We start from the raw sequence: 13,879 nt of genomic DNA on the forward strand, positions 1-13,879 counted from the left end.
TGCGGCGCTGAAATCAGCGCTGCATCTTCACGCCGAGATAGACGCTGTTGGATGTGTATTCACGGGAGGCGACGTCGCTCTTCATGAATTCATGGCGCAGGCTGCCGTTGATGCCGACAAAGCGGTTGAACCAGTAGGTAGCGCCAACTTCCGCGCCAAGACCACGGTCGAGGCCGGAGCCGTCATGATTGTCACGAACGGTGAGATCCAGTCCGGCCTCCAGGGTGAGGTTGGCGCGTATCAGGCGCCTGACGTCGATATTGGCGAGATAGAGGACGGAGCCGCTCTCGCCAGGCGCGGTGCCGCCTTCGACGATCGTCTGCGCCGCCAGCCTGACATCGGTACCACGTTCGGGTGACCAGTTCATCGCCGCATTGAGCGACAGGCCGCGGATGTCCTCCAGGCGCTCGTCTTCGATGTTCTCGCGGAGATAGCCAATCGAGAACTCGCCGTTGAGCTTTTCGCCCATATCGATGAGAGCACCGGCCCGCGCGCCGAGCCTTGTGGCGCCGCGTTCATATCCATTGCTGTCCCGCTTTTCGTCATAGGCCCGTTTCCCGACCTCGATTTCGATGAACGGCCTTATCGCTGCGGAGAGCTGATAACCACCGCGCAGCGTCACGCTGGCGAAGGTGTTGTCGCGGTCTTTCTGGCTGACTTCGCCGCCTGACGAAAGCTCCGCATCGCCATAGACCGAACGCTCGACGCGACCCGTTATGGCGCCGAAGAGAAGGCCGATTTCGCGTTCGACACCCAGTGTGCCGTTAAGCGTCTGCACGATGGGGCGTTTCAACGCACCGACCACGCCGAATGGATTGTTGGCGCTTTCGCGCCGCAGATGATAGCCGGCGCCGGTGTTGAGTGTCGTTTGATCGCTGAGATCGAGCCTCAGTCCGCTCTCGATGTCGAGGCGGGGTTCCGAGACGTCCTGGCCGGAGATGGTCTTGGCAATAGTGCCGGACGCGTCAAGCGTAGCCTGATGGCGCGACCAGTCGGATCGGGCGTTGAGCCGCAGCGTGGTTTCGGAAAGCGTGGCGCTCGATCCGGTAGAGCTGTTGTCGGCATTGCTGGTGATGCGGATGCCCTGTTCAATGCTGGGACGCAGCAGGAACGAACCGAGGCGCAGGCCGACAGGCGCGAATGGGTCCTGTTCCACCGGCGAACGTGGCCGACCATCGACTGTCGGCTGCCTCTCGTTTTCCGACATTGCGCGGCCGGTGTCGTTCTGTTCTTCGCTGTTTACCGTACTGGTGCGCAGGTTATCGACCGATACCGGCTGATCGGCATCCGCTTCGTCCGTGGGTCGGGGTGCGCGGGGAGCCGCGCTTTGGTCGGAAATAGTCGATGATTCCTGGCCGGCTGGCTGGATCGGCTGGCCAGCCAGGGTAGCATCATTCAGATTGGCTCCGTCGTTCGCCATGGCATCGCCGCCCTCGATGTTCGCGCCGTCGCTTTCATCGGAAAGATCAACGGAGGGAAGGGCGCCGGGGCTGACCGGTTCATAGCTGGGCGGAGGGAGCTGTCGGCGTTGCTGTTGTCCCGACTGGGCTGTTGTCCCTGATGTAGCGAGAACATTTTCCGGCACGGAACCGCGCAGGCCGGCATCCTGTGCCTGGGCAGAAAAGCCTTCCGCGCCGATGGCAACGCCAGCCAGAAGCAGCACGGCCAAGCGGCGCCGTCTTGCTAGGTCGGGTCTGTTGCCCGGAGGCGGTGCGATTTTATGCATGTGCAGGATTGGAACCGGTTACATCGTGGTTTCCTGAACGTAAATCCACATGGTTAATGCTTGGTTTCTTTAACGCTTTATTCAGCGCCTTATTGAGAGGGTTGGCGGCGAGTCCAGGCAACAAAGATTGGACAGATGTGACCTAAAGCGCTAACGCTTTGGCCCATGCAGGACGTCAAAGAACCTAAAGCGGACGCAAAGACGGCGGTTAATTCCGCATTGCGCACGATTGAAACGGAAAAAGCCGGGCTGACCGCGCTGGAAGAGGCGCTTCAGAATGGTCTCGCCACGCCATTCGCCGAGGCGGTGGACCGCATCGCCGGCAGCACCGGGCGGGTCATCGTGACAGGCATTGGCAAGAGCGGTCATATCGGCACGAAGATCGCTGCCACGCTCGCCTCCACCGGAACCCCGGCGTTTTTCGTCCATTCGGCCGAAGCCAATCATGGCGATCTTGGAATGGTGGGCAGCAACGATATTATCCTCGCCCTTTCCTGGTCGGGAGAAACAGCAGAACTGAAAGGTATCGTCAGCTATTCCAGGCGGTTCCGCATTCCCCTCATCGCGCTGACCTCGCGCGAACATTCGACGCTCGGACGCGAGGCGGATATCGTGCTGCTGCTGCCGCGGACGGATGAAGCCTGCCCCCACGGCCTTGCCCCGACCACATCGACGTTGGTGCAGCTTGCACTAGGCGATGCGCTCGCCGTTGCGCTGCTCGAAGCGCGCGGCTTTACCGCCGGTGACTTCAGGACGTTCCATCCTGGCGGTTCGCTGGGTGCAAGCCTGACCCATGTGCGCGATATCATGCATCGCGGCAACGATCTGCCGCTGGTGCCGCTCGGTACACCACTGCCGGCGGCGATGCAGGTTCTTTCACACAAGCGCTTTGGCTGCGTCGGCGTTACGGATGATGCCGGGCGTCTCGTCGGGATCGTCACGGACGGCGATCTCGCGCGCAATCTTCACCGTAATCTCGGTGAGCTGAAGGTCGATGACATCATGACCTGCGAGCCGAAGACCGTTGCTCCCCATATGCTGGTCGGTGCCGCGATGGGCCTTCTCAACGAGCATAATATCAGCGCCTTGATCGTGACCGAGGAAAGCCACCCGGTCGGGCTCATTCATTTCCACGATCTGCTGCGCATCGGGGTTGCCTGACCGCGAAGAGACCCTGGATTATCGAACCCAGCCCTGCAATTCCCGACGCACCAGCGTTTCGATGACGCTCATGCCTTCGGCGGAATCGTTGAGACAGGGGATATGGCTGAAATTGACGCCACCATGTTCGTGGAAGCTCTCAGCCGCCTCGTTGCCGATCTCGTCGAGCGTTTCCAGACAATCCGAGACGAAGCCCGGGTTGAAGACGGCGATGGATTTGACGCCATCTCTCGCAAGTTGCTCGATGGTCTTGTCGGTATAAGGCTGGAGCCATTCTTCCGGGCCGAATCGTGACTGAAAGCAGGTCTGGAGCTTCTTTTCGTCCCAGCCGAGCCGTTCGCGCAGGAGACGCGACGTGGTCAGGCAATGGGAGGGATAGGGGTCGCCACGCTTGGCATAGCTTTGCGGAATCCCGTGATAGGAGGCGATCACGACTTCAGGCTCGAAATCGAGCGTCGCCAGGTGCTTCTCGATGGAGCGGGCAAGCGCATCGATATAAACCGGCTCGTCCTCGTAGGAGGGGACGGTGCGCACGGCGGGCATGAAGCGCGTCTTCATCAGCGCTTCGAAGAACTTGTCGTTCACCGTGGCCGTGGTGGTCGCGGAATATTGCGGATAGAGCGGGAACATGACGATGCGCTGGCATCCCTGTTCGCGCAGGCGCGTCAGCACGGTTTCGATCGAGGGCTGGCCGTAGCGCATGGCCCAGTCAACCACGATATTGGGCTGGTCCTTCAGCACCCCAGACAATTTTTCGGCCTGCGAGTGGGTGAAGGTTCGCAACGGCGATTCATTCTTTTCCCTGTTCCAGATGCGCTCGTAGTTGCTGCCGGATTTCGTCGGCCGGGTATTGAGGACGATGCCGTAGAGAACGGGATACCAGATGGCGCGCGGCCATTCGATGACGCGCTTGTCGGAGAGGAATTCCTTGAGATAGCGGCGCATGGACGTGAAATCGGTCCCGTCAGGGGTGCCGAGATTGACCAGGAGAACGCCGACTTTCGGCGTCGGGAGGACGATATCGTTCGCGCATGGCGCTTCTGCCGCCGACGCCCTTTTTACCCTCGTCCTGCCCGTTGCACTCATTTGGTCTTTTTCTCCTTGGCGGCGCTGCGCGCGCGAATTCAAACGCGTCCGGAAAGTAGGGTTTCGGGATGTGATTTCAATGATGCGAAAGCGCGCAGGCGGCGCGCTGACGAGCGCCGCCTTATATAGTGCGTGACAGGCTCCAGCGCCTATTCGGCGGGAACCTGCAGCTTTCCGCCAATGGGCAGGCGGCGCGGGTGATAGGACGGATTGGCATCGCGCAATTTGCGCCATTTGGTCGGCTCGTTGTAGAAGCTTTCCGCCAGATCCCAATAGGTATCGCCAGCCTTGATCACATAGGGTTCGCCCGCAGCCGGCTTTTGCGGCGCCATGGGTTGCTCTTCCATCGCCGGGAGTGGGCTTGGTTTGGCTGGCTCGGCAGGCATCGCCGGTTTCGGTTGGGCTGGCGGCGCCGACGTTTCGGCGGCCGGGGCTTGCGTGCCGCCCGTCATATCGACGGTCTGTATGCGGCCATCGGTATAGGGCCTGTAGGGCGGGTTCTTCGCCAGATATTCGGCGACGACCTCTTCGAGGCCCGGTCCGTAGTCGTAGGCATTCATGCCATTGGTGGCAAAGATCTTATAGCCGTCGCCGCCGCTGCGGAGGTAATTGTTCGAGACAACACCATAAGTCGCGGCGGGGTCGATGGGCGTCCATCCGCCCTGCGGATCCTTCACCAACACATCGGAAATGCGGCTACCGGCCGGCTTGGACCTGTCGAAGGCAAATTTGAGGCCCGCCACTTGCGGGAAGCGGCCCGCGCCTTCCTCGACCTGGCCAACGCCGCTCTCAAGTGCGGCGACGACATCCGCGCCCTTTAGCTGAAAGGTGGAAAGCGTGTTCTGGAAGGGCAGCACGGTCAGCACTTCGCCCATCGTTACATCGCCCTGGTCGATGGAGGCGCGCAGGCCGCCGCCATTCGTGATGGCAATCGTGATACCCTGGTCCTTGACGCGATCGAGCGTCGCGTCGGCGACGAGATTGCCCATCGGGCATTCCATGGCGCGACAGGCCTCGCGCGAGCCGTCGATGGGGGCCTCGGTCGTGGCGACGACCCTGTTCTTCAGTTCCTCGAGCGGCTTGGCCAGTTCCGCGACGCGGGCGGCAAAGGCTGCGTCCGGCGTGATCGTGGAATCGAGAAGAATGGGGTCGCCCTTGGCCGAGACAACATTCCCGGCGTCGTCGAAGGTGACGGTCAGATCACCCAGATATTTGGAATAGGCATAGGCGGTGACAACAGGGACATCCTTGCCTGCCGGGTTCCTGACAAGCGTCGGGTAGGGGCCTTCAGCCTTGGAATCGGTGTTGGAAAGAAGCGTATGGCTGTGCCCGCCGACGATCGCATCGATGCCGTCCACCGCCGCCGCAATAGCTTTGTCGCGGGGATAGCCGACATGGGTGACTGCGATGATCTTGTTGACGCCCTGCTTCTGCAGATCGGCGACCGCGCCCTTGAGATAGGCGATCTCATCCTGGAAATGGATATCGGGGCCGGGTGAGGAGGTTTCCTGCGTGTCAGTCGCCAGAACGGAGACGATGCCGATCTTCTGGCCGCCGATCTCCTTGACGATATAGGGTTGGTATTTTCCGGCGATGGGCGATTTCGCGTCGGCGGTGACATTGCCGGAAATCACCGGGAATTTCACCTTATCCAGAAAGGCAGCCAATCCCTGCGGGCCGTCGTCGAATTCATGATTGCCCAGCACCATCGCATCGAAGCCGATGCCGTTCATGAATTCGGCCGTGTCCTCGCCCTTGTAGGTGGTATAGAAAAGCGAGCCTTGGAACTGGTCTCCCGCATCGACCACGAGAACATTGCCGCCGTCTTGCGAGAGCCTTCCGCGTTCCCGGTCTATGGCCGCCTTGATGCGCGCCACACCGCCGAAACATTCGTTCTTCTTCTGCTCCTCGGCGGAACAGGTGGAGTCATATTTATTGATCGGCTCGACACGCGAATGGACGTCGTTGATGTGCAGGATATTCAAGGTGTAGTCGGCGAAGGCTGTTCCCGCCGAAAGTGCTAGAATCGAGGAACAAAGGAATGCACGAGTGAAGGATCTGGACATCTTGGCTTGTCTCCCTGCGGCCTGCCCATTCGAAGAGTGAATGGTCACACCTTGCAGGCGGATATGCAAGACGGAAAGCCATCCTCCACATCCGCGCTACGGGAGACGTCAGCCGGTCAGATCCGGATCTGTGTCACTAGCCAGCGGCCCTGCGCGTCAGCGTGAACTGCGATCCGGCCGATGAGGTACAATTGAGCTGGGAAGGCGAAACCACGGCGCAATTGACGCGCGAGGTGGTACCACGGACGAGGGAACGCAGGTCGATGGCGACAAGCTGCGGTGATTCATAACGGTAGTTGCCTTCCGCCAGCTTCTCCTGCGTATCGGTCGTCCGTGTCACGAACACACCGGAATTGAAGCTCGAGGTAATGCCGTTGGCGTCCACCCAATTGCCTTCGATGCCACCGCCGCGCGAGGCGACCGGTACGTTGCCGCCCATGGGGCCTGCGGATTGGCAGGACGCGAGCGCCATGGAAACCACCGCAAGTGTTGCCGCTGCTCCGAAGCGTTTCATATGATTGGTCTCCCGTAAGGTTTCGCTCCCTTGTGATGTATCCAAATTGGAGCGAAAACAAGCCCCACTAGGAGGATGCGCGGAGGAAGTGTTGCGATTATGCCGCACATGAAGACGGCGCCCGGAGGCGCCGTCGGTGTGAAAAAATGGTTCGTGCCGATAATGTCATCGCACCAGAATGTTGCGGAACTGCCAAGGGTCCTTGGTATCCAGATCTTCCCTAAAGAAGCCCGGCCGCCCGGTGAGCGGCGTCCAATCGGTGTAATAGCCCTTCACCGGACCGAGATAGGGCAGCTGGATCTCGAGGCAGCGGCGGTAATCCATCTCGTCGGTCTCGACGATGCCGGCCGTCGGATTTTCCAGCGCCCAGACCATGCCTGCCAGTACGGCTGAAGACACCTGCAGGCCGGTCGCGTTTTGGTATGGTGCGAGTTTGCGCGCCTCAGCCAGGGAAAGCTGCGAGCCGAACCAATAGGCGTTCTTCTTGTGGCCGTAGAGCAGGACGCCCAACTCGTCGATGCCATCAACCAGTTCGCTCTCGTCGAGAACGTGCTGCACCGGCTGCGGTTTACCGGCGGCACCGAACATTTCGTCGAGCGACAGCACGGCGTCGTTCGCGGGATGATAAGCATAGTGGCAGGTCGGACGGTAGGAAACCTTCCCCTTCTTGTCCCTGACCGTGAAGAAATCTGCGATCGAGATGGATTCATTATGCGTGACGAGGAGGCCATATTGCGGGCCCGGCGTCGGGCACCAGCTGCGCACGCGGGTGTTGGCGCCCGGCTGTTCGAGGAAAATCGCTGACTTGTTGCCCTTCTCCTGCTTGCGGGCGTTCTTCGGCATCCATTTCTCATGCGTGCCCCAGCCAAGCTCGGCCGGCTGCAAGCCTTCCGAAATGAAGCCTTCGACGGACCAGGTGTTCCAGAATACGTCCAGCGGCTTCGGCTTCTTGGCGCGCTGCGTATCGCGTTCGGCGATATGGATGCCCTTGACGCCGGTTTTCTTCATCAGCTTCGCCCAACCGTCGCGATCGTCGAATGCGGGCTCGGTGAAATCAAGCTCCAGTTCCCGGGCTAGATCGACAAGCGCCTGCTTGACGAACCAGGAGACCATGCCCGGATTTGCGCCGCAGCAGGAGACGGCGGTGGCGCCGCCGGGATTTTTCTTCTTCTCGGCACGCGCCGTTTCGCGCAGGGCATAATTGGTGCGCGCTGCGTTGTCGGTCTTTTCGTCGAAATAGAAGCCGGGCCAGGGCTCGACCACGGTATCGATATAGAGCGCGTCCATCTCGCGGCAGAAGCGCATGATATCGACCGACGAGGTATCGACGGAAAGATTGACGCAGAATGCCTGGCCTTCGCCTTCGCTGAGCAGCGGCTGAAGAATGGACTGATAATTGTCTGGGGTGATCGCTTCCTGAATGAAGCGGATGCCCTTCTGATCGAGAATTTTCTTGTTCGCGTCGCTCGGGTCAATGACGACCATGCGCGACTTGTCGAATTTGAAGTGGCGTTCGATCAGCGGCAGGGTACCGCGCCCGATCGACCCAAAGCCGATCATTACTATGGGGCCGGTAATTTCGCCGTGAATCGGCCAGTTCGCTTTCGCCATTTCCTGTATCTCCATCAGGTTTCAATGTTTGGTGCGGTTTGTTCCTCGTTGGGTTCGGTCAAATACCCGTCCCGGCTAAACCATAGATTTCTGTCACAATAAAGCATTACCGGATAATTCCTCCTTAACCTGAGACTGTCGAGGAGTAAAACTGTGTATTATATCAAAACGATACGGTGATCTGTCAGATCAGCCGCGCCCTGATAAGCCCGCGCAGCGAATTGCCAATCAGGATATTCCTGGCCCTTCGAAGGTCATCAGCCGTCAGCTCCGCTTCCGAGACGACGCCGTCGGCGAGCAGTTCTTCACGCAAGACGCCGGGCAGCAAGCCACAGCGGAGCGCCGGCGTGGCGCATGACGCGCCGCCCCGATCGATGAAGATCGATGTGATGGTGCCCTCGCAGACCTGTCCCTCGCCATTGAGGAGGATAACCTCGTCCACCTCGTCGCGGGCGAACTCAGCCCGCGCGGTATCATAGACCTGCCGCCGTGTCGTCTTGTGGTGAACGAGCGGGTCGTCGCGATCGAGCGTCGTCCCGGCGATGGCGATGCGCCAGACCGTATCCTGCGGCAGCGGGAGGAAGGGTTGCGTCGTCACATCTACGCCGCCGTCGGGGTCGAGCGTGAGGCGAACGCGCAACGCCCGGTCGCCTCGGGCAATCTTGTCGAGGCTGGACCGGACCAGTGTTTCATCTAGCGGATAGCCAAGCGCGCCGGCGGAACGTTCAAGCCGCGCCAGATGGCGCTTCAGCCGCAGGAAGCCGCAAAGCGGTTCCCACCGCAATGTTTCGATCAATTCGTAGTCGGGACCATCCCCGTCGCGAACCGGGCTTTCAGAAGACATTCCTCATACTCCGCCTCCGCGGTGGAATCGAAAACGATGCCGCCGCCGATGTTGAAAGTGGCATGGCCGTCCGGATAAAGCGAGATGGTGCGGATAGCAACGTTGAAGCGCATCCGGCCCTGCGGCGCGATCCAGCCGATGGAGCCGCAATAGATATCGCGCGGCACGCCTTCAAGCCCGCGCAGGATTTCCATGGCGCGGATTTTGGGCGCGCCTGTCACCGAGCCGCAGGGAAACAGCGCCGCGAAGATCTCGCGGAGCTTGAGGCCCGGATTGAGGCGGGCACGCACGCGGCTGATCATCTGATGCACGGTGGGATAACGCTCAACCTTGAAGAGTTCGGGTACATGGAGTGTCGAGGGCTCGCTGATCAGCGATATGTCGTTGCGCAGGAGATCGACGATCATGCGGTTTTCCGCCTGACTCTTGGGATCGTTGATCAGGAAATCGCGCAACCGGTCGTCTTCTTCCGGCGTTTGCCCACGCGGTGTCGTGCCCTTCATCGGGTGGGCTTCGATCCAGCCATCGGCATTCACGTCGAAGAACAGTTCGGGCGACCGCGACAGGATGACGGGGCCGCCGAGCCTCGAGAATGCGCCGTAGCGCACGGGCTGACGCGTGGTCAGCGCATCGAAGGCGGCGAGCGGATCACCCGACCAGCGGGCGTGGACGGGAAAGGTCAGGTTCCCCTGGTAGCAGTCGCCTTCGCGCAGATGACGGTGCAAGCGCGAGAACCGCTTTTCATATTCCTCGAAGGTCCAGGCGGCACGCGGGGGGCTGAGAAAGGCATTGTCCTGCGGCAGGGAATCGCGCTCAGGAAACGCGCGCTCCGAGGGGCCGTCGAAAACGCCGAAGCAGAGGAGCGGCGCGCGCCGGTCCTCGGGCAGGATGGGCGCCAGCTTGGGTTCGAGAAGATAGCCCGCCTCATAGGAGAGATAGCCGGCAAGCCACTTTCCCTCTTCATGAGCTGCCTGCGCCGCGGTGAAGGCATTTTCGAAGTCCGCCGGGCTTTCCGCGATGATAATGTCCGACGGCTCGGCAAACAGGATTTCGCGCTGCGCCTTGTCGTCTCGGAACAGGATGAATGGATCGGACGGGCCGAGCGGGTTCACAATCTGCATATCCTGTTGTATCGGCAAAAGCGGGCGGACCTGCCCACTTTTGCGGCATTATACAGGATATGCGACGCCATCTGCCGGAGCAAATCAGTCTTCCATTGCTTCCAGCTCATCGATGATGCCCTCGATGACCGAAAGGCCTTTTTGCCAGAAGCCGGGATCCGAGGCGTCGAGCCCGAAAGGTGCGAGAAGCTCCTTGTGGTGCTTGGTGCCGCCGGCCTTGAGAAGATCGAAATATTTCTCCTGAAAGCCTTTTTCGGCATTCTGGTAGACGGCATAGAGCGAATTCACCAGACAGTCGCCGAAGGCATAGGCGTAGACATAAAACGGCGAATGGATGAAATGCGGGATATAGGTCCAGAAGGCCTCATAGCCGGGGTTGAGGCGAACCGCCGGTCCAAGGCTTTCCTTCTGCACATCGAGCCAGTTTTCGCCGATGCGCTCGGCTGTGAGTTCGCCGTTGCGCCGCTCGCTATGGATGCGCCGCTCGAACTCGTAGAAAGCAATCTGGCGCACGACCGTATTGATCATGTCCTCAGCCTTCTGCGCCAGCATCGCCTTTCGCTCGCGCTTGTCCATGGTGCGGTCGAGGAGCGAACGGAATGTTAGCATCTCGCCAAAGACAGAGGCGGTTTCGGCGAGCGTTAGCGGCGTCGAAGCCATCAGCGCGCCCTGCCGCCCCGCCAGTACCTGATGAACGCCATGTCCCAGCTCATGGGCGAGCGTCATCACGTCGCGCGGCTTGCCCATGTAGTTGAGCAGGACATAGGGATGGACGGAGGGGACGGTCGGATGCGCGAAGGCGCCCGGCGCTTTGCCGGGCCGCGTTGGCGCGTCGATCCAGTCGCGGTCGAAAAAGTCGCGCGCGATGTCGGCCATTTCGGGGGCGAAGCCGGCATAGGCTGATAGCACCGTCTCCTTTGCCTCGTTCCACGGAATAACGGTCTGCGGCGTCTCGGGAAGTGGCGCGTTGCGATCCCAGTTTTCCAGAACGTCCAGCCCGAGCCATTTGGCCTTCATCGCGTAATAACGGTGCGACAGCCGGGGATAGGCGTCCTGCACCGCCTTTGCCAACGCGTCGACCACTTCCGGCTCGACGCGGTTGGCGAGATGGCGGGAATCGGCGATATCCTTGAAACCACGCCAGCGGTCGGAAATCTCCTTGTCCTTGGCGAGCGTATTGGTGATGAGCGTGAAGGTCCTGAGATTGGCCTTGAAGGTTTCGGCGAGCGCGTCGGAAGCTTTTTTGCGGACGGCGCCGTCGGCGTCCTGCAACAAATTGAGCGTCGGCTCGAGCGGTAATTGCTCGCCGTCCACGGTGAAGCGCAACGCAGTCATCGTCTCGTCGAACAGACGGTTCCATGCACCGCGCCCAGTGACTGACTTCTCATGGAAAAGCTGCTCGATCCGGTCTTCGAGCTGATAAGGCTTGTCCATCCGCAGGTCGACGAGCCAGGGCCGGTAATGACCGATTGCCGGATTGGCATTCATCGCGGCTTCGATGACGGCGTCATCGATATGATTGAGTTCAAGGCCGAAGAAGATCAGATGCGCGCTCGCGTCCGTCATCTTGTCCTGCACGTCGCCGTAGAACTTTGCGCGTTTCGGGTCCGATGTGTCGCCGGCATAGACGAGGCCGGCATAGGAGAAGATGCGGCCCATCAACTCTTCCAGCTTTTCATAGGCGACGATGGCGCTGGCGAAATCGCCGCCATTGGGCTTGGCGGCCTCTTCGGCCAGCTTGCCTTTCCAGCGCTCCTCGAAGGCGATGGCGTCGCGGGCGGCATTTGCCGTGTCCGCGGCCAGTTCGGGGGAATCGATGGAGGGGTAGAGATCAGCCAGATTCCACTCCGGCAAATTGCCGAGATTTCCGGCCTCCTGCGTCGTGACGGCGGCGGCCCCTTCGTGTTTCGATGCGGCCTGTCTAGCGCCGGCCTGCTCAGGCAAGGAATGGCGGGCGAATTCCAGGGGGCTATTCATAAGATGTTCCTTAAATTCCGATTCCGTAGTATGCTACACTTTATGCACGATGTGCCGACCATCGATCGTATTTTTAATCAAATGCCGACTGTGATTAGCAGTCTTTATTTAGATTCCTACATCATCCTGATCCAGTTCAGATTTTTTATAAGATGAAAACATATTCCATGACCGGCCCCATTCTTATCGTTGACGACGATCCGGTCCAGCGCCGTTTGCTGGAGGCGGCAGTGCTGCGGATGGGGCATAGGACCGTTCTTGCCGATGGCGGTCATGCCGCGTTGGCGCTGCTGCGCAGCCGCAAGGAAATTTCCCTCGTCATTCTGGATCTGGTGATGCCGGATATGGACGGTTTCACTGTCCTGAAACGGATGCGCGAAACGGGGTCGTCGCTTCCTGTCATCGTGCAGACTGCCCAGGGAGGCCTCGATACAGTCATCACGGCCATGCGGCTCGGCGCGTTCGATTTCGCGGTCAAGCCTGTTTCGCCGGAGCGTCTCCAGGTATCGGTCGCCAACGCGCTGAAGCTCGGCGCGCTGGAGGGCGAGATCAAGCGCATCAGGCATTCAGCCGAGGGCAGGCTCACCTTTGGCGATCTGGTAACGCGCAGCGAAGCGATGGTGAGGGTGATCAAGCTCGGCCAGAAGGCGGCAGCCTCGAACATACCCATCCTGATCGAAGGCGAATCCGGTGTCGGTAAGGAGATGCTGGCGCGGGCGATCCAGGGATCGGGCGAGCGGCGTGGCAAGCCTTTCATCACTGTCAATTGCGGCGCGATTCCCGATAATCTGGCGGAAAGCATCCTGTTTGGACATGAAAAGGGGTCTTTTACCGGCGCAACGGAAAAGCATCTCGGCAAATTTGTCGAGGCCGATGGCGGCACGCTGTTCCTGGATGAGGTCGGCGACCTGTCTCCTGAAATCCAAGTCAAGCTCCTGCGTGCCGTGCAGGAAGGCGAAGTTGATGCTGTCGGCGGAAAAAAGCCCGTCAATGTTGACATAAGGCTGATATCGGCGACCAACCGCAACCTGCTCGATCTGGTGAAAAGCGGCCAGTTCCGCGAAGATCTGTTCTACCGCCTGCACGTCTTTCCAATTTCCCTGCCGCCTCTCAGGAAACGGCGCGAGGACATTCCCGTGCTTGTGCGCCATTTCCTCGCGCGCTTTGCCGCCGAGGAAGGCCGGTCGCAGATCAAGGGCATCACGCCTTCGGCGCTCGCCTTGCTCGGCGTCTATGATTGGCCGGGCAATATAAGGCAGCTGGAGAACGCGGTTTTCAGGGCCGTCGTGCTATGCGAGGGCACGGAACTGACGGTGGACGATTTTCCACAAATCCAGGCGCAGGCAAAAGATGGGACGGCGGATCGCGGGGATGGCACGCGGGGGCCGAACGCGACGCCTGGGAAGGACGATGCCGTGCTCCAGCCGAATTTGAGCGGGCCGGATCGCCAGATGATGTCGGACCGGTTCGGGCAATTGCAAGGCATTGACGGGCAGGGACAGGTGCGGTCTCTGGCGCAAATCGAGGAAGCCATGGTTCGCCTCGCGATTTCGCATTATGGTGGACAGATGAGCGAGGTGGCGCGGCGCCTCGGAATCGGCCGCTCGACACTTTATCGAAAGCTGAAGGATTACGGCATCGACGCGGCGGGGTATCCGGGAGGAGGCACGGAGACCGGCGCAGGGGACGACGAGACGGGATAGCCAACCGGCCGAAGCTTTCTGGATATCTCTGTCGCTGTTTACAGTTAGCTTACCAAGCTTGTTAATAAGC

10 protein-coding genes are annotated in these 13,879 nt (G+C 60.3%); 2 read left to right on the forward strand and 8 right to left on the reverse strand.

Translation table 11 applies throughout. The features are described 5' to 3' along the window. Window positions 1–13: 13 nt before the first annotated feature. Window positions 14–1,663, reverse strand: coding sequence for an outer membrane beta-barrel protein (locus DUT91_RS11725; RefSeq protein ID WP_245419695.1), 1,650 nt, complete (start codon window positions 1,661–1,663; stop codon window positions 14–16). Window positions 1,664–1,891: 228 nt separating this feature from the next. Here DUT91_RS11725 and DUT91_RS11730 point away from each other — a divergent pair, with 228 nt between their 5' ends. Beyond that, on the forward strand, window positions 1,892–2,887 hold the full coding sequence (locus tag DUT91_RS11730) for a KpsF/GutQ family sugar-phosphate isomerase (protein ID WP_114440562.1): 996 nt from the start codon (window positions 1,892–1,894) through the stop codon (window positions 2,885–2,887). An 18-nt stretch (window positions 2,888–2,905) separates the two neighbouring features. Here DUT91_RS11730 and hemH read toward each other — a convergent pair whose 3' ends face one another. The 7 genes from hemH to DUT91_RS11765 all read right to left on the reverse strand — a co-directional run bounded on the left by hemH (window position 2,906) and on the right by DUT91_RS11765 (window position 12,073). Continuing rightward, entirely contained in the window at window positions 2,906–3,973 is a 1,068-nt protein-coding gene (gene hemH / locus DUT91_RS11735; RefSeq protein ID WP_114440563.1) for a ferrochelatase, read from the reverse strand. A gap of 149 nt (window positions 3,974–4,122) precedes the next feature. Then, a complete protein-coding gene (locus DUT91_RS11740; protein WP_114440564.1) occupies window positions 4,123–6,039 on the reverse strand; it encodes a 5'-nucleotidase C-terminal domain-containing protein in 1,917 nt (638 codons plus the stop codon). A gap of 136 nt (window positions 6,040–6,175) precedes the next feature. Next, entirely contained in the window at window positions 6,176–6,553 is a 378-nt protein-coding gene (omp10, locus tag DUT91_RS11745; protein WP_114440565.1) for an outer membrane lipoprotein Omp10, read from the reverse strand. Between the two features lie 165 nt (window positions 6,554–6,718). Then, the gene (locus DUT91_RS11750) at window positions 6,719–8,164 is read right to left on the reverse strand and encodes a homospermidine synthase (protein ID WP_114440702.1); all 1,446 of its coding nucleotides are present in this window, start codon (window positions 8,162–8,164) and stop codon (window positions 6,719–6,721) included. Between the two features lie 184 nt (window positions 8,165–8,348). After that, the gene (locus DUT91_RS11755) at window positions 8,349–9,008 is read right to left on the reverse strand and encodes an aminotransferase class IV family protein (RefSeq protein WP_114440566.1); all 660 of its coding nucleotides are present in this window, start codon (window positions 9,006–9,008) and stop codon (window positions 8,349–8,351) included. Beyond that, entirely contained in the window at window positions 8,957–10,129 is a 1,173-nt protein-coding gene (locus DUT91_RS11760) for an aminodeoxychorismate synthase component I (protein WP_114440567.1), read from the reverse strand. The genes DUT91_RS11755 and DUT91_RS11760 overlap by 52 nt, the downstream gene beginning before the upstream one ends. An 84-nt stretch (window positions 10,130–10,213) precedes the next feature. Beyond that, window positions 10,214–12,073 carry a M3 family oligoendopeptidase gene (locus tag DUT91_RS11765; RefSeq protein WP_342634452.1) on the reverse strand — a complete coding sequence of 620 codons (1,860 nt, stop codon included), beginning with the start codon at window positions 12,071–12,073 and terminating at the stop codon, window positions 10,214–10,216. A gap of 200 nt (window positions 12,074–12,273) precedes the next feature. Between DUT91_RS11765 and DUT91_RS11770 the strand changes: the two genes are divergently transcribed. After that, window positions 12,274–13,809, forward strand: coding sequence for a sigma-54-dependent transcriptional regulator (locus DUT91_RS11770; protein ID WP_114440569.1), 1,536 nt, complete (start codon window positions 12,274–12,276; stop codon window positions 13,807–13,809). Window positions 13,810–13,879: the final 70 nt, after the last annotated feature.

This window comes from Paramesorhizobium salinisoli (assembly GCF_003335045.1).
In the GTDB taxonomy this organism is placed as follows: Bacteria; Pseudomonadota; Alphaproteobacteria; order Rhizobiales; family Rhizobiaceae; genus Paramesorhizobium; species Paramesorhizobium salinisoli.